Below are 22,594 nucleotides of genomic sequence, written 5' to 3'. Positions count from 1 at the left end.
GCGGCACTTCCTCGGGCAGCCAGTGCAGGCGCTGCTGGGTCATCCAGGCCTCGTAGGCCCAAGGATACCGGAACGGCTTGTAGACCGGCTTGGCGTCCAGCAGCGACATGTCTCCCCCTCGAACTGAATGGTGGTGCGAGGGGTCACTATCGCAAGATGTTGTGGCTGCTTCAAGAGGGCACAGCCTAAATATGGATTGCCCTGTGGATTAAAGCGAGTCCAGCCCGCGCAGGCGGGCCGCGAGGCCGCGCAGTTCGGTGCGCAGGCGGGCCATGTCCTCGGGCCCCAGCGGCAGCAGGCAGAACAGGTCGCGCTGCAGGGCAGCGACCTCGCGTTCCAGGGCCCGGCCGCGGGCCGTCAGGCGGATCTCGACCTGGCGCTCGTCGTCCCGGCTGCGCCGGCGCTCCAGCAGGCCGGCCTCCTCCATGCGCTTGAGCATGGGGGTGAGGGTGCCGGAATCGAGATAGAGCCGTTCTCCGATGGCCTTCACCGTCAGGCCGTCCTGCTCCCACAGCACCAGCATGACCAGATACTGCGGATAGGTGAGGCCAAGCGGCTCCAGCCGGTCGCGGTACAGCCGGGTCATGGCGTTCGACGCGGCATAAAGCGCGAAGCACAGCTGATGGTCGAGCCTGGCGGCGGTATCGGCGGACATGGCGATTCGCAGTGTAATCGGCGACGCCGGCCTGTGCAGCCGGCGCCGCATGGCTCGGTTCAGACGCTGGTTTCGAGCGTCACGTCGATATTGCCGCGTGTTGCCTTGGAATAGGGGCAGACCTGGTGCGCGGCGGCCACCAGTGCCTCCGCCTGGGCCTTGTCCATGCCCGGCAGACTGACGGCGATCTTCGCGTTCAGCCCAAAGCTGGTCTCGTCCTTGCCGATGCCGATGGTCACCGAAACGGTGTTGCCCTGCGGCAGCGTGACCTTCTGGTTGCGGGCAACGAGGCCCAGCGCGCCCTGGAAACAGGCGGCATAGCCGCTGGCGAACAGCGTCTCGGGGTTGGCGGCATTGCCCGGCCCGCCGAGTTCCTTCGGCATGGCGAGCATGAGGTCGATGATGCCGTCGGCCGAGGTGACCTTGCCGGAGCGGCCGCCGGTTGCGGTGGCAGTGGTGGTGTAAAGCGGGGTGATGGCCATGGGAGGGTTCCTTCCGTCCTGGTTGGCGACGGAAGGTATATTGTTCACAATTTAATTTTAGTCAATTGAATTTTTCACTTTAATCGTCGAACAATCCCCGGTCCGCCCGGCGATGACAGGCCGGGCAGTTCGACCGCGTCACGACCTCGGGTCGCTGCCAGACGCGTTCGGGAAAGTCGTGCTCCCGGAGAAAGGCGGGATTGTCGGTAATCCGCCGCGGAACTCCGCCGGGGGCGACCCAGCGCATGAACTCCCGCAGCCCGCCGCCGCCCGGCGCATCGCCTGCATGGTCGGTGAGGTAGGCTTCCACCGCTCTGGCCTGATCCCCGGGCAGCGTCGCGTCCTCGCCGAAATGATCGTCCAGTGTCGCCATGATCGCCGTCCAGGAGCGGGCCGGCAGGAAGCCCGGTGGAAAGGCCATGTGGCATTCGCCGCAGAGGTTTGCCACCAGCGGATCGGCGACCGGCGGCAGCGTCTTGCCGCCGGCGCGGGCATCGATGCCGGGATATGCCAGGATGAGGATGGCAAGCAGCCACAGGATGCGGTGGGTCATTCCCTACTGCCCCGCCATGAAGGTGATGTGGTCGCCGCGCTCGATCGCCGTGCAGTCCCGGCCCAGCACACTTTTGCAGTCGCGGGAAAAGTGTTTCTCCACCTTCCCGGGGTCGGCGTAGCGCTCCGGACTGGCGGATGCGGCCGCGGGATCGATCGGACGGCCTGTCTTGGCATTGCGCCCCGGCTGTTTCGGGTTGGCGGTATGACAGGAGGTACAGGCAGGCGTACGCGGATCGCCGCCATTCCATTCCCTGCGGAACAGCGCCTCGCCGCGCGCCGCCGAGAATCCGGTAAATGCCGGATCGGCGGCGCGGGCCTTTGCGGCATAGGCATCCAGTATCGCGGCCTGCTGTCCGTCCGCGGCGGCCAGGGTCGCAGGCGAGAGGACAAGTGCGAGAAGCGCCGCGGCTGCCAGGCGCGTCATGGCGCGATTTCCTTTACCGGCCGCCGTGCTCCCAGATGATCCTGCAGCCACGCGCGAATGCGCCGCCCTTTGTAGATGGCCAGAATGAAGACGATGTGGCCGACGATGATCCACAGCGAGGCCTCCGAAATACCCTCATGGAGGTCCTCCACCCGGGTCACAAAGTCGGCGACGGCGCCGGTGGCGGCCGCCAGCCCCACCGAACCGAGCAGCGCCACGGCGAACCAGACAAAGAAGGGATTGCGTCCCCGCCGCCTGGCGAACCATGCCAGCGTCCCGCCGATGCTCGGCCGCGGCAGTCGCCAGACATTACCGGCGGGCGCGAACACGCCTGCAAGGATGCGGACCGCGATGGCGGCCAGCACGACATACCCGGCGAAGAGATGCATGGCATAGGTATCTTCGTCGGCGGTCAGATAGGCGACCAGAAAGCCGCCGGCGAGAACCGCATGCCACAGATGCAGCAGCGGAAAGGCATATCTGCGGAAACCGGTCATGGCCGCCTCAGTGCCTGTCGTGACCGCGATCATGACTGCGGCTGTGGCGGCGCTTGTGCCGGTCGTCACGGTCGTCATGATCATCGTCGCAATCGTCATCATCGCGGCTGTGCTTCCGGGCATGATCGTCGTGCCTATGCTTGTCTTTGCCGTAACGGTGACGATCCCGCGCGTTCAGCTCCTGGACTGGCCGGGCGTCCGGCTGGATGTATCCTGTGTCGGGTGAAGCCTGTGGCGCCTGCGCCGACACTGCGTTCTGCGGCGCATTGCTTACAGGTGCATTGTTTGCAGATGCGGAATAGGCGGCGGCCGCGCCGGCAATGATCGCCGCGGCGGCAAGGCCCTGAAGAAGCATTTTACCCAGCATGAGTTCGACTCCTTTTCTCGATGCGGGATAACGCTACCGGATGGCGGTTGAACGGGGCCTGACAGGCGCGTTCATCTGCGGTTCAGCTTTGCCGTGGCAGAATGGCCGCATGAAAAAGCACCTTGCACTTGCAGCACTGACCCTTGCCCTTCTGGCTCCCCTGGCGGTGGCCGGAGAACGCGATCACGATCGGGCCCGGCGGGCCGTGGAAGCCGGCGAGATCCGGCCGCTCCGCGAAATCCTCGCCACGGCGGAACAGGCTCATGGCGGCCAGCTGATCGAAGCCGAACTGGAAACCGAGGACGGGAAACTGGTTTACGAACTCAAGATCCTCGTCCCGGGCGACCGCGTCCTGAAGGTGTACTATGATGCCCGCACGGGCGAATCTCTGGGGACCGGAAAGCCAAACCGCCGCCGATGAGGATTCTTGTCGTTGAGGACGAGCCGGTGCTGGCCTTGCGGCTGCAGCAGACGCTGGAGGCTGCCGGATTCGCCGTCGACGTGGCCTATGACGGCGAGGAAGGCTGGTTCCTCGGGGATACCGAAACCTACGATGCGGCGGTGCTCGATCTTGGCCTGCCGAAGATCGACGGAGTCACGGTCCTGCGGCGCTGGCGGGAGGCTGGCCGCACATTGCCGGTGCTGATCCTGACGGCGCGCAGCCGCTGGACGGAAAAGATGGCCGGATTCCAGGCCGGCGCCGACGATTATCTGACCAAGCCCTTCGAAATGGACGAAGTCGTTTATCGGCTGCGGGCGCTGATCCGCCGCGCAGCCGGCCACGCGCAGCCGGAACTGGTCTGCGGGCCGCTGCGCCTTGATACGCTGGCCGGACGGGTCACGCAGGACGGTGTGCCCCTGAAGCTTACTGCCCAGGAATTCCGTATCCTGTCGTACCTGATGCATCATGCAGGCAAGGTGGTGAGCCGGACCGAGCTGCTCGACCATGTCTATGACCGGCACTTCGACAGCGACTCGAATGTGCTGGAAGTCCTGATCGGCCGTATCCGCCGCAAGATTTCCGGCAATCTCATCCATACCGTGCGCGGGCAGGGCTATCGTCTGGCCGAGGCGTCCGGGCCATGACCGGCGCTGCATCGTCGCGCCGGCGCAGACCTTCGCTCACGCTCCGGCTTATTGCCGCCGCTCTGGTCTGGATGTTCGTTCTGCTCTCGGCCGGCGGTGTCGTTCTCGCTTCGGCATTCCGCGACTCCGCAACGCAGGAATTCGGCGAGCGCCTTGACGCCCTGCTGCGGGTGATGATTGCCGCCACCGAAATCGGTGAGGACGGCGGAATATCGGTCAAGCCACTTGGCGATCCCCGGTTCGATCAGGTGTTTTCGGGCTGGTACTGGCAGGTCGCGGGCCCCGGAGGACAACTGGCCCGCTCGCGTTCGCTGTGGGACGCGACGCTGCCCGTACACGACGATGCCGCCGAGATACGCAAGCACCGGGTCACCGGCCCGAGAGGCGAGCCATTGCTGGTGGCCGAACGGGACCTGCGGCTGCCGGGGAGCCTTGAACCTGTCCATCTGCTGATCGCCGGCGATCTGCACGAACTCGACCGTCGGGTCGACGACTTCAATGTCCTGCTCATGATCTCTCTTGCGGTGCTCGCAGCTGGTATGGCCGGCGCCATCATTCTTCAGGTGCGCTTCGGTCTGCGCCCGCTGCGCGCGATGACCGCCGGCCTCGCGGCCATCCGCGACGGCAGGGCGATGCGGCTCGAGGGTGCCTATCCCCGCGAGGTTGCCCCGGTGGCAGACGCGATGAACGCCGTGCTGGACCATGACGCCTCGATGATCGCGCGCGCCCGCACCGAACTGGGCAACCTGGCACACAGCCTCAAGACACCGCTCGCGGTGTTACGGGTGGAAACCAGCGGCACTCCGGACACGGCGGTCTGCCAGGAGCAGGTCCGGATCATGACCCGGCTGGTCGAACACCATCTGGCCCGTGCCGCGGCGAGAGCCGGTTCGGAGCGGGCGCTGGGTGTGAGAACCATGATCCGGCCGGTCGTGGAGGCGATTGGCGAAGCACTCACGCGCATCAATCCCGACAAGCGGGTGACGCTGACCGTGGAAGTTCCCGCCGACGCGGGCTTCCGGGGCGGCCGTGAGGACCTGGAAGAGATGCTGGGCAACCTTATGGAGAATGCTTGGCGGTGGGCGAAGGGCAGTATCCGCGTTGCAGCTGAAAGCAGCGAACCGCTGGTTCTCACCATCGAAGACGACGGCCCGGGCCTCTCGGAAACGGCGGCCGCGGTTGCCCTTGAGCGGGGTGCGCGGCTGGACGATGCGACGCCGGGCTGGGGGCTCGGACTTTCCATCGCCGCCGAGATCGCGGCCATTCACGGGGGCAGGCTCTCGATCGGAACTTCATCCCTGGGTGGCGTGAAGGCGACGCTCTCCTTCACGGAGCAGTCATAGGCAGCCGAATTTCCTGGAAAGCCGGCCATCGGGCGCAATTGCCCTGACGCCGCCTGATTTTCGCCGGATTCCGGGAGTGCCATGACGACCTGCCCGTCGCGGCGGGCACGGAGACAGTCATGGCGCATATTTCGCATCACCCGGCTTCCTGTCGTGAGGAGCGGCGCACCGAGCCGTCGCTTCTCCTGCTGTACTGGCAGGACTGGGCCTGCATGGCGCTCGGCGTGCTGCTGGCGGCCTCGCCCTGGCTGCTCGGCTATGCCGGCCGCGAGGATGCAATGCTGAATGCGGTGTTGAGCGGCTTTCTGGTCGCTGCCCTGGCGGCGCTGTCGCTGACTTTACTCGATCGCTGGGAAGCCTATCTGACTCTCATGCTCGGCCTGTGGCTGATCCTGTCGCCCTGGCTGCTGCGCTTCGACAATGTGGACCGGGTGAAGTTCGCCCATCTCGCCATCGGCGCCTTCATCCTAGTCATCGCCGCGCAGGAGATCTGGCAGAACCGCCGGGCGCCGGACCGCCGCTGACCAGCGCTACCATCGACGAACGCCGGTTCGCGCGATCGTCGCAGGGAGGTGCCCATGGCTGTCGTCAAGCCGTTCATCTACCGTCACTGGCAGGACTGGGCCGATCTGATGCTCGGCATGCTCATCCTGCTTTCGCCCTGGCTGCTCAGCTTCACGGAGGCGCAGGCGCCCACGGTCAATGCCATCGTGGTGGGTGGTCTGATCATCGCGCTGTCTGTCCTGGCCATCCGCCATCTGGAAGCATGGGAGGAGTGGGTCCAGATCGCACTCGGCGTCTGGCTGATCCTCTCGCCCTGGCTGCTCGATTACAGCGCGGCCAATGGCGCCCGCAGCAGCCATGTGGCGCTCGGGCTGCTGATTACCCTGCTGGCCGCTTCCGAATTGTGGGAAGAGGGGCAGGAGCGCGAGCGCGAAAGGCCGCCGCCGTAACGGCGCGGCCGGCCGGTCGATCATGTGCATGGCGGCTCCGCGCAGCCGCCTGTGGTAGGATATGGCGCTTTCACCAAGGGATGGGGACATGAAACTGTTCGGACGCGAAGAAGGCAGAGGGGCTGAGCATTTCGAGGTGCAGCATGACGATGCGGAGTGGCGGCGCCGGCTGACGCCGGAGCAGTATGCCGTGCTGCGCAAGCATGCCACCGAGCGGCCGCATTCCAGCCCGCTCGACCGCGAATTCCGGCCGGGCCGTTTCCTCTGCGCCGGCTGCAGCCAGGTGCTGTTCGATTCCGACACCAAGTTCGACGCCGGCTGCGGCTGGCCCAGCTTCTGGGCGCCGCGCGAGGATGCGGTTGCCACCTCCACGGATCACAGCTTCGGCATGATCCGCACCGAGGTGCATTGCGCGCGCTGCGGCGGCCATCTCGGCCATGTCTTCGACGACGGCCCGGAGCCGACCGGCGAGCGCTACTGCATGAACGGCGTGGCGCTCAAGTTCGAGCCGGAGTGATCTTCCGGCTCGCCCCTTTCCCGCAAGCGGAAGGATAAGGGCGGAGAAAGGCCCGGGAGCGATCCCGGGCCTTTTTGCTGTCGTCCCGACCTGCGCCTACTGGCAGGAGAGACATTCCTCGTAATCCACCGCCTCGCGCGGACCGCCGGCGGCCGCGGCGGCGAGCGGCAGTTCCAGCTCGGCGCCCGGCAGGCGCTGCGGACGTTCGCCCTCGTTGATCTTGCCGACCAGCGGGATCGAGACCACGTTGCTGCCGGCATCGGCGACGGTCTTGCCCGACACTGTCTCGGCGCGCTGGATCGACAGCGAGCGGCAGTAGTAGAGGCTCTTCACGCCCTTCTTCCAGGCCTGGAAGTGGATCTGGTGCAGGTCGCGCTTATGCACGTTGGCCGGCAGGAAGATGTTCAGGCTCTGCGCCTGGCAGATATAGGGCGTCCGGTCGGCGGCGAGGTCGATCAGCCAGCGCTGGTCGATCTCGAAGGCGGTGCGGAACACGGCTTTCTCGTCGTCCGACAGGAAGTCGAGATGCTGCACCGAGCCGCCGTTCGTGGTGATCGACGACCAGGTCTCGTCATCGTTCCGGCCATGCTGCTCCAGCGTCTTCTCGAGATAGCGGTTACGCACCGAGAAGCTGCCCGACAGGGTCTTGTGGGTGAAGGCATTGGCCACGTTCGGCTCGATGCCCGGCGAGGCGCCGCCGGCGATGATCGAGATCGAAGCGGTCGGCGCGATCGCGATCTTATGCGAGAAGCGCTCCATGATGCCGTATTCGGCGGCGTCGGGGCAGGGGCCGCGCTCTTCCGCCAGCTTGCGTGAGGCGGCGTCGGCCTGCTCCTTGACGTGCTTGAAGATGGTGCGGTTCCACACCTTCGCCATCACGCTTTCCCACGGCACGTTGTTGGCCTGCAGGAAGGAGTGGAAGCCCATCACGCCGAGGCCGACCGAGCGCTCGCGCTGCGCGGCGTAGCGGGCCTTCGACATGCTGTCGGGCGCATTCCTGATGAAGTCTTCCAGCACGTTGTCGAGGAAGCGCAGGCAATCCTCGATGAACAGCGGATGCTCCTTCCACTCATGGAAGTATTCGAGGTTGAGCGACGACAGGCAGCAGACCGCGGTGCGCTGCTGGCCATGCTGGTCGATGCCGGTCGGCAGCGTGATCTCGCTGCAGAGATTCGAGGTCTTGACCCGCAGGCCGGCCAGCTTGTGATGCTCCGGCAGGGCACGGTTCACATGGTCGATGTAGACGATGTAGGGCTCGCCGGTCTCGATGCGGGCGGTGAGGATGCGGATCCACAGCGCGCGGGCCGAGACGGTGCGCTGCACGCTGCCGTCATGGGGGCTGCGCAGCTCCCACTGCTCGTCATTCTCGACCGCGCGCATGAAAGCGTCCGAGATCAGCAGGCCGTTATGCAGGTTCAGCGCCTTGCGGTTCGGATCGCCGCCGGTGGGGCGGCGGATCTCGATGAATTCCTCGACTTCCGGATGGTCGATCGGCAGATAGACTGCGGCCGAGCCGCGGCGCAGCGAGCCCTGCGAGATGGCGAGCGTCAGGCTGTCCATCACGCGGATGAAGGGAATGATGCCCGAGGTCTTGCCGTTCTGCCCGACCTTCTCGCCGATCGAGCGCAGATTGCCCCAGTAGCTGCCGATGCCGCCGCCGCGCGCCGCCAGCCAGACATTCTCGTTCCACAGGCCGACGATGCCGTCCAGGCTGTCGGTGGCCTCGTTCAGGAAGCAGGAGATTGGCAGGCCGCGATTGGTGCCCCCGTTGGACAGCACCGGGGTGGCCGGCATGAACCAGAGCTTGGAGATGTAGTTGTACATCCGCTGGGCATGGGCGGTGTCGTCGGCATAGTGGCTGGCGACGCGGGCGAAGAGGTCCTGATAGGACTCGCCCGGCAGCAGATAGCGGTCGTCCAGGGTGGCCTTGCCGAAGTCGGTCAGCAGGCGGTCGCGGCTGCGGTCGATGTCAATGCGGATGCCGCGTTCGGTCTGCAGAGTGTCTAGCACGGATTCATCCCCTTCTTATCGCTGCCCGGGACCAGTTTTGTTGTCAACCGGGGCCCGGCCGTAGCCCAAATCCCAAATTCGCCGCCGCAGCCTGTCCCGCCTGCGCCTCGATTTAGCAATATCTGGCGGAAAACCGCCAAATAATGACCCGGCCAAGGACGCAGTATCGTGTCAAAACAAACCCAACGAACACAACATATGGTATCGACAGTTAAGGTAGCGTCAATGGGATGTATGACTCGCCTCTGCAAAAAATTGGCTTGACGTTCCGGCCGCAGCGTGAACCCCCTGATTTTCCGCCGCGTCGCGCACGGCGGTTGTGGGCCTGCAACCGCCCTTGTGGATAGCGGGGATAACTTCCGCGGATGCGAAAGCGGAAATCCGCCATTAACCATTTGTCTCCTACATGTTGCGGTACCGAAACAGGATTCCGCCTGCACCGGGCTTTTGTGCCATGCGGGATTGGTGTTTCAATGCAGGACTTACGCAATCCGGCGGCCGCGAGACAGGGATCGGGGGCCGGCGGGGGAGGATGCGATGCTGATCAAACATCCGCGCGCCGATATGGCAGCCAGTGCCAGCAAGCCGGCCAGCAAGGGAGCCCTGCAGCGGGCGGAAGCCGCGGCAGCCGAACTGATCGGCAAGCCGGCGCTGGAACGCCGCCGCCAGCTGCTGGTCGGCATCGGCGCCGTCATCAGCATTGCGTGGCTGGGCGTCTGCGCCCTCTACATCCAGAATTCGGTCGGCTGGCGCAATCTCTGGCAGGTGCTGCCGCATGAACTCGGCGGTTTCATCGCCGGCGCCAGTGCGCCGCTCGCCTTCCTCTGGCTGCTGCTGCTGAATCTGTGGCGCGGCACGGCAATCAGGCTGCATGCCGCGGCGCTTCACCACGTTCTGCTGGATCTTTCCTATCCGACTCCGGAAGCCGAGCGCCGCGTCTCGGCGCTGGCCGGTGCGCTGCGCCGCCAGGCGCGCGAGATGGAGGAAGCCGCGCAGTCGGCAACCGACAAGATCGCCACGCTGGGCGAGACGATGGCGGACCAGCAGCAGGCGCTGATCACGGCCGCATCCGGCGCCGGCGAGCAGGTTGCGCTGCAGACCAAGCAGCTGGCCGGCACGCTGAGCCAGTCGTCGCAGGTGCTGCTGGCCGCGGCCGAGCAGGTGAACCGCGATCTCGATGCTGCGGTGAAGGGCATCTCCAGCCGCTTCGAAGAGCAGAGCACCGCTCTGGTGCAGGCGGCCGAGAAGGTCGGCAGCGAGATGGAATCCAAGGTCTCTGGCCTCGGCCAGACGGTGTCCAGCCAGGCGCAGGTGCTGCTGCAGGCGGCCGACGTCATCACGCGCGAGGTCGAGACCGCGCGCAGCATCTTCCAGGGCAAGGCCACCGAGATCACCCGCATCACCTCGGCGATCCAGTTCCAGAACGAGCGCGTTGAGGAACTGGCGCGCCGCCATGGCGAGCTGATGGAAAAGGCGGTCGAGAAGGCGGCCGAGGTCGCGCAGCAGATCGGCGCCGAACTGGAGCGCAAGATCGCGCTGCTCGAGCAGGCGGTCACCCGCGCCGGCGGCGAGGCAACCCGCATCGGCACGTCCTTTGCTGAATCGGCGCAGACGATCACTACGGCGGCGGAACTCACCGTCGCGCGCGCGACGGCAGCCGGCGAAAGCTTCGGCCGCGAGACGCAGGTCTTCAGCGCCGCCAGCCAGAAGGTCATCGATTCCGCCGAGGCTGCGGGCACCGTGCTGCGAGAGCGCGTACGCGAGATCGAGCAGGTTACCAGCTCTACCATCGGCCGGATCCGCGATATTGGCGAGACGCTGCGCACGGAGGTCGGCGCGCTCGACGAGCAGGGCAGCCGCGTCACCGAACGCCTGCGGCTTGCTTCCGACGACATGCGCGACCGCACCCAGCAGCTGGAGCACGCAGGCGCCGGCGCGACCAAGCAGGCCGAAGCCTTTGCCGAAGCCGCCACCCAGGCGGAGCAGCGCCTCAAGCTGACCGGCGATCTGATCCGCCATCAGGCTGACCAGCTCGGTCATGCCGCGGAAATCGCCGACCAGCGCCTGGCCCAGGCGGGCGACGCGCTGCGCCGCGAGGGCGCGAACATGACCGGCATGCTGCAGCAGATTGCGGAACGCGCGATGCGCAGTGGTGACGAACTGAAGCAGCGCGCCGACAGTCTGGACGAGACGGCCGGCCGGGCGGTTGCGCGGATCGGCGAGGCCGACAGCGCCATCAAGGCGCGGATCGAAAGCCTCGGCCAGGCCGGGCGCGATGCGCAGGCGATGGCGGCGCAGGTGCAGGAAACCATGGCGCAGGCCCAGGCGCTGCTGGCCCAGGCGACGCAGCGGGCGGACGAGCAGATCGGTGCCGCCGGCACCGCGCTGCGTGGCCACGCCGAGCATCTCGGCAGCACCGTCAACGACATCGCCCGCCGCATCAACGCCACCGGCGAGCAGATGCGCGAGCAGATCGACACACTCGACCAGGCCGCGGCGCGTACCGCGCAGCGCCTGCGCGGCGCCGGCGAAAGTGCCGGCCAGGATGCGGTGCAGTTGCAGGCCGTCGCCGAGCGCGCCAGCCAGCGTCTGCATCAGGTCAGCGAGATGGCACAGAACCAGGCCCATGCGCTCAGCGCAGCCGCAGAACGCGCGGCGATGGAGGCCCAGCTGGCCGGCAGCACGGCGCAGGCCCGCGCCAAGGACCTGCAGGATCTGTCGCTTGCCGTTGCCGAGGCCATGGCCTCGCTGGCGGAGAAGGCTGCTGCCCAGACGGAAGCGCTGGTCGGCATGAGCGAGAAGGCGCAGATCGAGGCCTCGGCGCTGAATGCCGCGGCGGAGAAGGCGACCGCCAGCATCCACGAGGCCGGCGATACCGCGCGCAACCGGTCGATCGAACTCGGCCAGGCCGCCCAGAGCGTGGTCGATCGCACGCTCGAGCTGCGCAGCACGATCCACGACCAGGCCGGGGCTCTGGCGGCGCTCAGCACCGAACTCAGTCGCCAGGCCGAAAACATCCGCGAGAATTTCCGCGGGCGGGTCCAGGAGCTCACCGAAGCCTCCGACGCGGCGATGCTCAAATCGGCCAATATCGGCGAAGCCTTCCGCCGCCAGGCGGCGGAAGTCGCCCGCGTCTCCGACGAGGCCATGTCGCGCGTCGAGCAGGTGGGGGCGACCTTCGATGCACGCGCCCGCGAGATCAATCTCGCGGTGGGCAATGCCTCGGGCCGCATCGATGATGCCAGCGAGGTGCTGCGTAACCGCACCCGCGAACTGGCGAATATCGTCGAGGACGCGATGAAGCAGACCGATCGGATGAGCGACGGCTTCCGTCGCCAGGCCGACGAGGTCGACACCCGCGCGGCACGGCTCAGCGAGAAGGTCACCGAGATCGGCGAGCGGCTCGCCCGTACCGGCAACGAGTTCGGCGCCGTCACCGACCGCGCCACCGCGCGGGCTTCCGAAACCGCCGAGCTGCTGGCCCGCCGGGCGCAGGAACTCTCGGCGGCTGCGGCCCGCGCCGCCAGCGAGGCGGCCAATGCCGAGGCCAGCCTCAAGGCGGATTCCAAGGCGCTGGCCGAAGCCGCGAAGGCCGCGAGCGTGGAGGCGGAAGCCCTGCGCAAGGCCACCCAGGCGCTGCGCGGCGAGCAGTTCCTCAAGACCGCCGCCTTCATCACCGGCCATCTCAACTCGATGGCCATCGACATCACGCGCCTGCTCAACCGCGACCTGTCGGAAGACCTGTGGAGGCGCTATTACAAGGGCGAGCGCGGGCTGTTCACCCGCAAGCTGATCGACCAGCGCGACCTCGACAAGATCCGCGAGAAGTACCAGGAGAACGGCGAGTTCCGCGATTACACCGATCGCTACATCGCCGAGTTCGAACGTGTGCTGGCGGGAGCCAAGGGCGTCGAGCATGAAGAACTGCTGACCTCGGCCTTCGTCACCGCCGATGTCGGCAAGGTCTACCTGCTGCTGCGCGAGGCGGTCGGCAAAACGCGGCTGTAACCGTGACCAGGCAGCAGCTGAAAGACTGGGTCGGCGGCTCGGAAGAGGCCGCCGACTTTCTTTGGCCCGAGCGCAGCATCGCGCTGGCGCGTGCGCTCGACCGTTCCGAGGACGGCCTCGAGCCCGGCGCGCCGCTGCCGCCCCTGCGGCACTGGCTGCATTTCTGGCAGGCGGCGCCGCGCGCGCGGCTGGGCCGCGACGGACACCCGGCTCTCGGCGGCTTTCTGCCCGATGTCGGAGCATTGTGGGGCAGCCAGACGCGCCGGATGTGGGCCGGCAGCCGTATCGGCTTCCATCGTCCGCTGCCGATGGGCGGTCGCGCGCACCGGATTTCCACGGTTGAATCGGCGGTGGAGAAATCCGGCCGCAGCGGACGTCTGGTATTTGTCACCGTGCGCCACGAAATCTTCGACGAAGGTGGCGTGCTGGCGATCACCGACCGTCATGACATCGTCTATCGCGAGGAGAAGCCGGACGGGCAGGGCGCGCTGCCACCGCCTGAACCGGCGCCGGCCGATCATCGCTGGGAGGACGGTTTTGTGACCGATCCCGTATTGCTGTTCCGCTACTCTGCACTGACCTTCAATGGCCATCGCATCCACTACGACCGTGACTACGCCACGAAAACCGAAGGCTATGGCGGTCTCGTCGTCCATGGTCCGCTGCTGGCCACGCTGCTGGCGGATTTCGCCTGCAGCCTGCGGCCGGATTTGCGGCTGCACCAGTTCAGCTTCCGTGGCCGCCGGCCGGTGCTCGACGGCCAGCCTTTCCGTCTCCGCGCGAAGGAAGATGGCGATGGCCTGTCGCTGTGGATTGCCGATGCCGATGATGCGCTGGCGATGACCGCCGAGGCGCGGTTCCGCTAGAGCAGTCAGATGCAGCGGATTGCCCGGAGTTCAGCCTGATCCAGCTCGGCTAAAGCGTTTCCAGGCTTCTCTAGGCTTCGATATCGAGGCTGCTGCCGGCCGCCTCGGATGCTATCTCGAAGATGGCGACGGTTTTCTCACGCTCGGGGTCCCCGGCGCGCTCGACCCGCTCCATCTTCCTCAGCAGCGCTTCGATCTTTTCCTTCAGCCTGCGAATCTCGTCCTGGACGTCGCTCCCCTGTTTCAGGGAGGCTATGTTTTTCTCCGCATCGGCCTTGATCTGATCCTCGACGCTCCTGGCAGAGTTGTCCGGCTCGGCGTCCCTGTTTCCGGCACTGCTATCCTCGACTCCGGATTCAACAACGGAATTATTCGCGTGGGCCGACCCCAGTGCTTCGGCCGGCGCGCCGCCTGCGGCAGCAACCGTTCCAGCGTCGGCGGTATTGCCGGCTGCAAGGCCGCCCGACGATGTGCCGAGCTGATCGCTCAGGCCGGACAACTCCTTGGCGAGCGCCCTGAGCTCGGCGGCGAGACTCGCAGCCGCCTTCTTGTTGCCGCTGGCTGCAATCATCCGCGCCATCTGCTTCAGCATTTCCAGGCGCTTCTTGATCTGTGCAATGCGCTCCTGGGCGCGAGCCTTGCGTTCTTCTTCGAGTTGGCGCGGGGTTTTCTTGAGTTGCCGCAGGGTTTCCACGGCCCTGCGCATGTCCTCCAGTCGCTGTTCCGCCTCGTCGGCAAGGCGCTGCCTGAACGCGGCGGAGGCCGAGGGCTGAGGCGTTTGCGGAGCCGCAAGCATCGAGGTCGGCGCAGCGGCCGTGGCGGAAAGGGATGCGACCATTCTGGTGCTCCAGGGAAGTCTGTGGCGTCCGATTCTGGACGATGCCGAGTCTTACACCAAAACGGGGGTCGAGTTGTTAATCACGATTAACCATAGGGTCCAACAACGGAACCCATGGCCGATGCGCTGGTTTCATCTGCCGAACGCAAGATGATCCGGAGGAGACCATGGCGAACGAAAGCCTGCACGACTTGTTGGTGGCCGACCTGCAATATCTCTATTTCGCCGACAGACAGCTGAAAAAGGCCTTCCCGAAATTCGCAAGGGCGGCGACTTCGGATTCGCTTAAGCGACTATGCGAGGAAGGGGTGGAATACACGGCCGAACGGCTGGAGCGGCTGGAAACCGTGTTCGATGCGCTTGACGTCAATCCGCGCGCTAAAACCTCGCATGGCATGAAGGGGCTGATCGAGGAAGCGCGGCAGGTGGCGGAGAAGGATCTCGCCAGCGGCGTGAAGGATGCCGCGCTTCTTGCGGCAATCCAGCGCATTTCCCATTACGGCATCGCCTCCTACGGCACGGCGGCGGCCTATGCCGATGCCGTGGGCGAAAAGAAGGCGGCCAGAATCCTTGCCAAAAGCCTCCGTGAGAAGAAGGAGGCGGACGAGGAAATGACCGAGATGGCGGAAACCGAGATCAACCCCGCCGCGCTGGAGGGCGAGGATGAAGAATACGAGTAGGATACCGGGTTGACGTCATGGCCGGGACTGCCCCGGCCATGACACCGTTGGGGTGGTCAGGCCGTCGGCGCGACGATCTTGCGGCCGCGCCGGCGCGGCGCGGTGACCTTGGATACATCCAGCAGATCGTCGACCTGCGCTTCCGTCAGCCAGCCCTTCTCGATCACCAGCTCGCGCACCGTGCGGCCGGTCTTCAGCGCTTCCTTCGCCAGGGCAGCGGATTTCTCGTATCCGATATAGGGGTTGAGCACGGTGACGATGCCGACGCTCGCCTCCACATGGCGCCTGGCCTGTTCGGTATTGGCCTGGATGCCGGCGACGCATTTCTCAGCCAGCGTGCGGGAGGCGCGCGCCAGCAGCTGCATCGAGCTCAGCACGTTGTAGACGATCAGCGGCTCCATCACGTTGAGCTGCAGCTGGCCGGCTTCCGCGGCCATGGTCACCGCCATGTCCTTGCCGATCACCTGGAAGCAGACCTGGTTCACCACCTCCGGGATCACCGGGTTGACCTTGCCAGGCATGATGGAGGATCCCGGCTGCATCGGCGGCAGGGAAATCTCGTTCAGGCCGCCGCGCGGGCCCGAGGAAAGCAGGCGCAGGTCGTTGGCAATCTTCGACAGCTTGACCGCGATGCGCTTGAGCATGCCGGAATAGAGCACGAAGGCACCCATGTCCCAGCTCGCTTCGATCAGGTTCGCCGCACGGACCATTTCGACGCCGCTGATGCGGGCCAGCTCGTCGATGGCGAGATTGGAGTATTCCGGCTCGGTGTTGATCCCGGTACCCACCGCGGTGCCGCCCAGATTCACCTCGCGGAACAGCTTCACGATTTCGTCGCCGCGCGCGACATCCTCCTTGATGTTGATCGCGAAGGCTTCGAATTCCTGGCCCAGCGTCATCGGCACGGCATCCTGCAGCTGGGTGCGACCCAGCTTGATGATGTCGGCGAATTCGACGCCGCGCTGGCGGAATTCGTAGGCGAGGTCGTCCAGCGCCTTCATCAGCTCGGCATGGCTGAGGATCACGGCAAGCCGCACTGCCGTCGGATAGACGTCGTTGGTCGACTGCGACAGGTTGACGTCATCGTTCGGGTGGAGGTGGCTGTACTCGCCCTTGTGATAGCCCATCAGCTCGAGGCCGCGATTGGCGATCACTTCGTTGACATTCATGTTCGTGGAGGTTCCGGCGCCGCCCTGGAAGACGTCGATGGTGAACCACTCGTGCAGCTTGCCCTCGATCAGTTCGTCGCAGGCCTTGGCAATACCCTTGTACTTCTCGGGCTCGAGGTAGCCGAGCTTGTGGTTGGCGGTCGCGCAGGCCTTCTTCACCATGCCGAAGGCGCGAATCAGGTTGGGATAAAGGTTGATGCCGATGCCGGAGATGTGGAAATTCTCCAGCGCGCGCTGGGTCTGGATGCCGTAGTATGCGGAGGCCGGAATCGCCATTTCGCCGAGCGAATCATGCTCCAGCCGGGTGGCGCTATCGCTGCTCATTTTTCCCTCTGACTTTTCGTCGTTAAGGTGTCGGGACGGACGCCACCATATTGCGCTGACGTAGTGTCAAAACGAAGTGTCCCGACGGTGATATTTCCTTTCCGATGCAACTAAAACGAGGGTGTGTCGTCTGGCGGACTAGACGGTTCGCTGCGCCTTGTCCCTGGCATTGGTCGCCTCGATGGCGGCACGGATGTCCTGCCAGTCGGAATCCGTCAGTTCGGTCAGGGCGCCGAATCCGCCCGCACCGTTCAGCCATTGCCCGCCATCGATGGCGATCACCTCGCCGGTGATGTAGCCGGCCTCCTCGCTCATCAGGTAGGCAGCGAGATTGGCAAGCTCCGGCAGCTTGCCGACGCGGCGCATCGGAATCGCGCCGATCATCCTGCGCTCCAGTTCTTCCGTGGGGGCGAGCCGCTTGGTCATGCCTTCGGTCGGGAAGGGGCCGGGCGCGATGGCATTCAGCCGGATACCCTTCGGCCCCCATTCGACGGCGAGCGACTGTGTCATGGCCGCGATGCCGGCCTTGGACATGGCAGACGGCACGACGAATGCCGAGCCGGTCCAGACCCAGGTGGTGACGATCGAGATGATGCTGCCGCCGCGCTTTCCCGCGATCCAGCGCTTGCCGACGGCCTGGGTGACGTAGAAACTGCCATGCAGCACGATATTGGCGATAGCGTCGAAACCGCGCGGGCTGAGGTCTTCCGTCCGGGCGATGAAGTTGCCGGCAGCGTTGTTCACCAGTCCATCCAGCGGCCCATGCTGCCAGATTTCCGTGATCATCTCGTCCACGGCTCCGGCGACGCGGATATCGCAGGGATGGGTATGGATGCGGCCGCCGGTCTCGGCCGCCAGCTCGGCTGCCGTTTCCTTGAGCACACCCTCGCGACGGCCGCAGATATGCAACTCGGCCCCCAATTCCATGAAGCGGCGCGCCATGGCCTTTCCCAGCCCGGTGCCGCCACCGGTGACCAAGATGCGCTTGCCCTTGAACAGGTCGCTGCGAAACATGGAACCTCCCTTGCGTTTCCCCGGCTGCTAGATTAGCCCGGAGAGCGGGATTTGCACCATCCGAGGAGTCGTTCATGGATCTGCAGCTTGCCGGCAAGGTTGCCATCGTCACGGGAGCCAGCAAGGGGATCGGCCGGGCCATTGCCGAGACCCTAGCCGGGGAGGGGATGAAGCTGGTTCTCGCCGCGCGCTCGCGCGACCTTCTTGAGACTCTGGCGGGCAGCCTGACAACCGAATGCCTAGTGCAGGCTGTGGATCTGCGCGATCCGGCCGAGCCAGCCAGACTGGTCCAGGCCGCCGTGCAGCGCTTTGGCGGGGTCGATCTCCTGGTCAACAATGCCGGCGCCACCAGGCGCGGCGACTTTCTCACCCTGAGCGACGAGGACTGGCAGGACGGCTTCGCGCTGAAATTTTTCGGTGCGATGCGGCTGAGCCGCGCTGCCTGGCCGCAGCTTCAGAAAAGCAGCGGCAGCATCGTCAGCATCATCGGCGTGGGCGGCCGCACCGGCCAGGCCGAATTCGCCATCGGCGGTTCGGTCAATGCGGCAGCCATGAACCTGACCAAGGTGCTGGCCGATCGCGGCGTGGCGGACGGCGTGCGGGTGAACGCGATCAATCCGGGCACGATCGCCACCGAGCGGCTGCAGGTCCGGATCCGAAGCTTCGCGGCGGAACACGGGATCAGCGAGGCGGAAGCGGCCGAGCGCATGCCGCGCGCCATGGGCGTGGCCCGTTTCGGCGAGCCGGCCGAGATCGCCCGCGCTGTTGCCTTCCTGGCCTCGCCGCAGGCAGCCTATCTGAACGGCGCGATCATCGATGTCGATGGCGGTCTGACACGGACGCTGTGAAGAACGTCGTCGGCATGAAGCGGCTGCTGGCCGCACTGCTCGGGATTGGCCTGCTGGCCGCAGGCGCCTGCGCGCCGCGCTTGCAGCCGCCGGGCGACATGGCTGTGCCGCCGGCCTTCATGCCGGCGGCAGACAGCTGGCAGGCCAGCGACGGTCGCGTGCTGCCGCTGCGGCGCTGGCTCCCCGAAGGCAAACCAGCGGCCGTTGTCCTCGCCGTGCATGGCTTCAACGATTACAGCAATGCTTTCACGGAGCCGGGCGAGTGGTGGGCGAAACGTGGTATCGCCACCTATGCGCCGGACCAGCGCGGTTTCGGGCAGTCGGCATTCCGGGGTTTCTGGCCCGGCCAGACAAGGATGACGCGGGACATCGTCGAACTGAGCCGCAGCCTGCGGCAACGGCATCCGGATACGCCGCTCTTCTGGCTTGGCGAAAGCATGGGAGGCGCCGTCACGCTGGTCGCTCTGGAAGAGGGAGATGTAAGGCCGGACGGCCTGGTGCTGGTCGCGCCGGCGGTCTGGGGACGCGAGAGCATGCCCTGGTACTACAGTGCGACGCTCTGGGTGGCAGCCCATACGATCCCGTGGAAGACCTTCACGGGCAGCGGGCTGAAGATCCAGGCCTCCGACAATATCGAGATGCTGCGCCGGCTTTCCCGCGACCCGCTGTTCATCAAGGCGACACGGGTGGATACGATTTACGGCCTGGTAGATCTGATGGACCGCTCCGCCAAAACCCGGCCGCGCGGATTGCCGCTCCTGCTGCTCTATGGCGCGAAAGACGAGGTCATTCCGAAGCAGCCGGTGGAGAAATACGTGGCGGCCCTGAAGGCGGATCCGGGCGTCGACATGCGGGTCGCCATCTATGCCGACGGCTGGCACATGCTGCTGCGCGACCTGCAGGCCGAGGTGGTGTGGCGTGACATCGCCGCCTGGCTGGGCGATCGGAAGGCCAGGCTTCCTTCGGGGGCGGAGCGCAGGGACCTGCCGCTCTTTCCCGACGAGAAGGAGCTGCCGAAATGATCAGCCGTACGATGCTGATCGAGGCCTGCTGGATTGCCGTCGGCATTCTGCCGTCGCTCGCCCTGGTCCTCTGGGTGATCGACGCCGAACACGGGCTGGCGCTGACCTCGCTGGGCAGTACGGCGATCCTGCTTTTCTGCTTTCCGACCCATGAAGGCTCGCGTCCTGTTGCCGTGTTTGCCAGTCACCTGCTGGGGGCAGCGATCGGCATCGCCCTGCTGCAGATTTTCGGCAGCAATATCTGGACCATGGGAGCGGGCGTCGCGCTGATCGCCATCGTGATGCGCGTCTGCAACCTCATGCATCCGCCGGCGGGTGCCAATCCGCTCATCGTCCTGAACCTGAAGAGTGACTGGCTGTTTCTCGTCTATCCGCTGGCGCCCGCGCTGCTGATCCTGATGGCAGCAGTCTACATCTGGAGCCGCCTGCGACCCGGTCCGCCCTGGCCGTTACGCTGGCGCTGAGGGTCTGGCCTGCGGCAGATTGGCGATGGCGTCTGCCAGCGTCAGCTGCTCGAGACTCTGGCGCTGCAGCAGCCGAACCCATTCGCCGCGCGGCGAGACTTTGCGGGGATCGGATTCCGCCGAAAACAGCACCAGGGAAGGGCAGCGCGCGGCAGCGACGACATGCATCGGACCGGTATCGTTGCCGACGGCAAGGGCCGCCGCCCGCCCGAGAGCCGCCAGATCCGCGATGGAGGTGCGATCGCAGAGATCAATGGCGGCGGGGCAGAGCCTGCGGATTTCCTCGATCTGCACGCGTTCCGCCGCGCGCCCGATCAGGACCGGCGTGAGACCCTGGGCTGAGAGATGGTTTGCCAGTCCGCCGAATTGTGCAGCGGGCCAGCGCTTCGCCGGACGATGCGGCGCACCGCCGGGAACCAGCAGGGCGAAACGGCGCGGCAGGCCGAACCGCGAGATGTCCGCCGTGAGAAAATCCAGATCCGGCAGGCCGGGGTCGGGAATGCCGGCAAGCGCCAACTGCCGCCGCCGCAGCTCGCTGATATGGACGGGCTCCGTGGGATCGGGGATATGGTGCGAGCAGCCCCTGGCATTGCCGACCCATTCCGGCGTGCGGCCGCCGAGCAGCTGCAGCAGGCGGAAATACCAGCGCGTACGCTGGCTGCCCTGCAGATCGTAAACCCGGCTGAAGCGGCCGTTGCTGATTCGGCGGGTCAGGGCCAGCGTCCGCCTCACATGCCAAAGCTTCGGCCGGTCGTCACACCAGATCTCGTCGAAGAACCCGGTCTTCTGCAGCAAGTCGGCAAAAGGGGCGGTGGTGAGCAGGACGAGGTGCTGGCCGGTGTGGTGCCGGCGAATGGCGCGTAACTGGGGCAACGACAGAATGATGTCGCCCAGTGCGGAATGCTTGATCACCAGGATCGACGTCAACGATGCTGCCCCTTCTCATCGTTGAGTGCGATACGCATGATTGCCGCGCTCAGGCCCAAGGAAGACCAGAACAGTATTGCCGGCCAGTTGCTGAAAAAACTCTGTCCGACGCTGAACGGGAACAGGGCAATCAGCAGGCAGCCGGTCAGGAGGGCGCCAGTTACTGGAAGTGCGCGGGGGCGGAGGAGGCGCAGGTCGGCCCAGCAGAGCAGCAGGATGAAGGCAAAGAATCCAAGCGAGCCGATGAGTCCGCTCTCAGCGAGCCACTCCACATAGATGTTGTGTGGGTGGGGGTGACACTCGGATATGATGCCTTGGGCCAGGTAGTGGTCACAGCCTGCCCGGAATCCTTTGAGGCCAACACCGGTGATGGGATTGTCCAGCCACATCTGCAATCCGGTCATGAGCAATTGACCGTAGATGGAGTCCCACAGGTTGGCCAGCGTGTCTATCACGCTTCTCGCCCTGTTCATGATCCTGTCACTGATCAGAAGTACGGCTGCGCCGCAGATCAGGAACAGGCCAATGCCACTCAGGCTGATGATCAGGTATCCCGGCCGCAGAATGGCGATAAGAAGGATGACGAGGATAACCGCCGCAGCGGTCAGGAGAGAGGCAGCACGCTCGCCTGTGAGAAAGATGAATACGGCCAGGAACAGCCCGAGCACGAGCACCAGAAGGTTCTGTCGGAGGAGATGTTTGCCGGGTGGCTGCAGGCTGGCGAGCAGTACCCAACCCGCCATTACGGGGAATCCGATGCGTGCGACAAAGCTGCCGATATTGGGGCGGCTCAGAGGTCCGGTGAGGCGAGTGCCATCAATAGGCTGTCCGCTCGCAGATACCCCGGTTGCCAGCTGGACCAAACCATCCGTAATCGCCATGAGCAGTGTCGCCGTCCACGCAATACAGATGAGCTTGAGTTCGGCTCGGGTTGGAACCAGCCAACTGGTCACGGCGGCGAAGAAAACGATAAATCGCAGCCATGGCAGACTGCGTGTAAGCGAGGCATGCGGGTCCATCGCCAGCGGCGAGACGATCAGAACCAAGGCCGCCCAGGTCAGCAATAATGCGACAATAAGCGGCGGCCGCAGCACGTGCCATTGCCGCTGGGCAATGACCACCGCGATGAACGATACGTCGATGACGACAATCACGATCTCAGCTGCGCCTCGGGACAGGAGCAGCGCAGCGGGCAATGCGGCGAGAAGCAGCAGGTTGAGCTGACGCAAAAGCTGAAACCGGCTGGAGTCAGCAAAATTTACATGTGTCAGAAAGTGAGGCATCTATGCCGGTATTGTCTAGAGGCGACGGACCCCAGGCAGGGCGCGGAATGCCAGGGCTATCTGATTGAGGTCAAAGTTTCGGGGCAATCCCATCCCCAGTTTGGCTTTAGCATAGGCGTAGGTGGTCCAGGCCCTATTTGCCTGCAATCCCACTCGGTTGGCTGCTTTCCTTGCGGTTGAGATGCACCTTTTCTCGATCAGCCGACGTTGCTCGGGAAGTAACTGGTGGGCCCCCTGCAGCATGTTGAAATATGCAAAAAAG

General features: G+C 65.4%; 24 protein-coding genes and 1 pseudogene. 12 read left to right on the top strand and 13 right to left on the bottom strand.

Features of this window, described 5'->3' with window-relative positions; translation table 11 throughout:
* Nucleotides 1-208 precede the first annotated feature (208 nt).
* The 6 genes from VKZ87_RS06160 to VKZ87_RS06135 form a co-directional block, all read right to left on the bottom strand.
* Nucleotides 209-655 (bottom strand): MarR family winged helix-turn-helix transcriptional regulator, encoded by a 447-nt coding sequence (locus VKZ87_RS06160; RefSeq protein ID WP_324220375.1) that lies wholly within the window; start codon nt 653-655, stop codon nt 209-211.
* Between the two features lie 59 nt (nt 656-714).
* A complete protein-coding gene (locus VKZ87_RS06155; protein WP_324220374.1) occupies nt 715-1,137 on the bottom strand; it encodes an organic hydroperoxide resistance protein in 423 nt (140 codons plus the stop codon).
* A gap of 79 nt (nt 1,138-1,216) precedes the next feature.
* Nucleotides 1,217-1,690, bottom strand: coding sequence for a diheme cytochrome c (locus VKZ87_RS06150; protein WP_324220373.1), 474 nt, complete (start codon nt 1,688-1,690; stop codon nt 1,217-1,219).
* Nucleotides 1,691-1,693: 3 nt separating this feature from the next.
* Nucleotides 1,694-2,116: a DUF1924 domain-containing protein gene (locus VKZ87_RS06145; protein WP_324220372.1), complete on the bottom strand. Its 423-nt coding sequence runs from the start codon at nt 2,114-2,116 to the stop codon at nt 1,694-1,696.
* Entirely contained in the window at nt 2,113-2,613 is a 501-nt protein-coding gene (locus VKZ87_RS06140) for a hypothetical protein (RefSeq protein WP_324220371.1), read from the bottom strand. Before VKZ87_RS06140 ends, VKZ87_RS06145 begins: the two co-directional genes overlap by 4 nt.
* Before the next feature lie 7 nt (nt 2,614-2,620).
* A complete protein-coding gene (locus VKZ87_RS06135; RefSeq protein ID WP_324220370.1) occupies nt 2,621-2,980 on the bottom strand; it encodes a hypothetical protein in 360 nt (119 codons plus the stop codon).
* A gap of 40 nt (nt 2,981-3,020) precedes the next feature.
* On the opposite strand from VKZ87_RS06135, the gene VKZ87_RS06130 reads away from it, so the two are divergent.
* The 6 genes from VKZ87_RS06130 to msrB all read left to right on the top strand — a co-directional run bounded on the left by VKZ87_RS06130 (nt 3,021) and on the right by msrB (nt 6,879).
* Nucleotides 3,021-3,401: a PepSY domain-containing protein gene (locus tag VKZ87_RS06130; RefSeq protein WP_324220369.1), complete on the top strand. Its 381-nt coding sequence runs from the start codon at nt 3,021-3,023 to the stop codon at nt 3,399-3,401.
* Nucleotides 3,398-4,066, top strand: a complete 669-nt coding sequence (locus tag VKZ87_RS06125) for a response regulator transcription factor (RefSeq protein ID WP_324220368.1) — start codon at nt 3,398-3,400, stop codon at nt 4,064-4,066. Before VKZ87_RS06130 ends, VKZ87_RS06125 begins: the two co-directional genes overlap by 4 nt.
* The gene (locus VKZ87_RS06120; RefSeq protein ID WP_324220367.1) at nt 4,063-5,409 is read left to right on the top strand and encodes an ATP-binding protein; all 1,347 of its coding nucleotides are present in this window, start codon (nt 4,063-4,065) and stop codon (nt 5,407-5,409) included. The genes VKZ87_RS06125 and VKZ87_RS06120 overlap by 4 nt, the downstream gene beginning before the upstream one ends.
* 119 nt (nt 5,410-5,528) lie before the next feature.
* Nucleotides 5,529-5,933, top strand: a complete 405-nt coding sequence (locus VKZ87_RS06115; RefSeq protein ID WP_324220366.1) for an SPW repeat protein — start codon at nt 5,529-5,531, stop codon at nt 5,931-5,933.
* A gap of 54 nt (nt 5,934-5,987) precedes the next feature.
* Nucleotides 5,988-6,362: an SPW repeat protein gene (locus VKZ87_RS06110; protein WP_324220365.1), complete on the top strand. Its 375-nt coding sequence runs from the start codon at nt 5,988-5,990 to the stop codon at nt 6,360-6,362.
* 88 nt (nt 6,363-6,450) lie between these two features.
* Complete coding sequence (gene msrB, locus VKZ87_RS06105; protein WP_324220364.1) at nt 6,451-6,879, top strand: peptide-methionine (R)-S-oxide reductase MsrB; 429 nt, start codon at nt 6,451-6,453, stop codon at nt 6,877-6,879.
* 96 nt (nt 6,880-6,975) lie between these two features.
* Here the strand turns inward: msrB and VKZ87_RS06100 are convergent, their stop codons facing one another.
* Nucleotides 6,976-8,889: a ribonucleoside-diphosphate reductase subunit alpha gene (locus tag VKZ87_RS06100; protein ID WP_324220363.1), complete on the bottom strand. Its 1,914-nt coding sequence runs from the start codon at nt 8,887-8,889 to the stop codon at nt 6,976-6,978.
* Between the two features lie 537 nt (nt 8,890-9,426).
* Here VKZ87_RS06100 and VKZ87_RS06095 point away from each other — a divergent pair.
* Both VKZ87_RS06095 and VKZ87_RS06090 read left to right on the top strand, forming a co-directional pair.
* Complete coding sequence (locus VKZ87_RS06095; protein ID WP_324220362.1) at nt 9,427-12,897, top strand: hypothetical protein; 3,471 nt, start codon at nt 9,427-9,429, stop codon at nt 12,895-12,897.
* A 2-nt stretch (nt 12,898-12,899) separates the two neighbouring features.
* On the top strand, nt 12,900-13,763 hold the full coding sequence (locus tag VKZ87_RS06090; protein ID WP_324220361.1) for an acyl-CoA dehydrogenase: 864 nt from the start codon (nt 12,900-12,902) through the stop codon (nt 13,761-13,763).
* 70 nt (nt 13,764-13,833) lie between these two features.
* Here VKZ87_RS06090 and VKZ87_RS06085 read toward each other — a convergent pair whose 3' ends face one another.
* Complete coding sequence (locus tag VKZ87_RS06085; protein ID WP_324220360.1) at nt 13,834-14,601, bottom strand: hypothetical protein; 768 nt, start codon at nt 14,599-14,601, stop codon at nt 13,834-13,836.
* 167 nt (nt 14,602-14,768) lie between these two features.
* Between VKZ87_RS06085 and VKZ87_RS06080 the strand changes: the two genes are divergently transcribed.
* Entirely contained in the window at nt 14,769-15,281 is a 513-nt protein-coding gene (locus VKZ87_RS06080; RefSeq protein ID WP_324220359.1) for a ferritin-like domain-containing protein, read from the top strand.
* Nucleotides 15,282-15,337: 56 nt separating this feature from the next.
* On the opposite strand, the gene VKZ87_RS06075 is transcribed toward VKZ87_RS06080, so the two are convergent.
* Together VKZ87_RS06075 and VKZ87_RS06070 are read right to left on the bottom strand one after the other, a co-directional pair.
* A complete protein-coding gene (locus tag VKZ87_RS06075) occupies nt 15,338-16,774 on the bottom strand; it encodes an aspartate ammonia-lyase (RefSeq protein WP_349254791.1) in 1,437 nt (478 codons plus the stop codon).
* A 138-nt stretch (nt 16,775-16,912) separates the two neighbouring features.
* Entirely contained in the window at nt 16,913-17,788 is an 876-nt protein-coding gene (locus VKZ87_RS06070; RefSeq protein ID WP_324220358.1) for an SDR family oxidoreductase, read from the bottom strand.
* A 74-nt stretch (nt 17,789-17,862) separates the two neighbouring features.
* On the opposite strand from VKZ87_RS06070, the gene VKZ87_RS06065 reads away from it, so the two are divergent.
* The 3 genes from VKZ87_RS06065 to VKZ87_RS06055 are packed head-to-tail and all read left to right on the top strand — an operon-like array spanning nt 17,863 to nt 20,122.
* Entirely contained in the window at nt 17,863-18,636 is a 774-nt protein-coding gene (locus VKZ87_RS06065) for an SDR family oxidoreductase (protein ID WP_324220357.1), read from the top strand.
* On the top strand, nt 18,633-19,658 hold the full coding sequence (locus VKZ87_RS06060) for a lysophospholipase (protein ID WP_324220356.1): 1,026 nt from the start codon (nt 18,633-18,635) through the stop codon (nt 19,656-19,658). The genes VKZ87_RS06065 and VKZ87_RS06060 overlap by 4 nt, the downstream gene beginning before the upstream one ends.
* Entirely contained in the window at nt 19,655-20,122 is a 468-nt protein-coding gene (locus VKZ87_RS06055; protein WP_324220355.1) for an HPP family protein, read from the top strand. The genes VKZ87_RS06060 and VKZ87_RS06055 overlap by 4 nt, the downstream gene beginning before the upstream one ends.
* Here the strand turns inward: VKZ87_RS06055 and VKZ87_RS06050 are convergent.
* From VKZ87_RS06050 to VKZ87_RS06040, 3 genes and pseudogenes are all read right to left on the bottom strand, one after another.
* A complete protein-coding gene (locus tag VKZ87_RS06050) occupies nt 20,108-21,049 on the bottom strand; it encodes a glycosyltransferase family 9 protein (protein WP_324220354.1) in 942 nt (313 codons plus the stop codon). The two genes, VKZ87_RS06055 and VKZ87_RS06050, sit on opposite strands and share 15 nt — an antisense overlap.
* Nucleotides 21,046-22,278, bottom strand: a complete 1,233-nt coding sequence (locus tag VKZ87_RS06045; protein ID WP_324220353.1) for an O-antigen ligase family protein — start codon at nt 22,276-22,278, stop codon at nt 21,046-21,048. Before VKZ87_RS06045 ends, VKZ87_RS06050 begins: the two co-directional genes overlap by 4 nt.
* A 69-nt stretch (nt 22,279-22,347) precedes the next feature.
* Nucleotides 22,348-22,594, bottom strand: a pseudogene (locus tag VKZ87_RS06040) (hypothetical protein); the annotation flags it as partial.

The organism is Ferrovibrio sp. (assembly GCF_035304305.1).
Taxonomy (GTDB): domain Bacteria; phylum Pseudomonadota; class Alphaproteobacteria; order Ferrovibrionales; family Ferrovibrionaceae; genus Ferrovibrio.
This window is presented reverse-complemented; position numbering and strand designations above follow the sequence as displayed.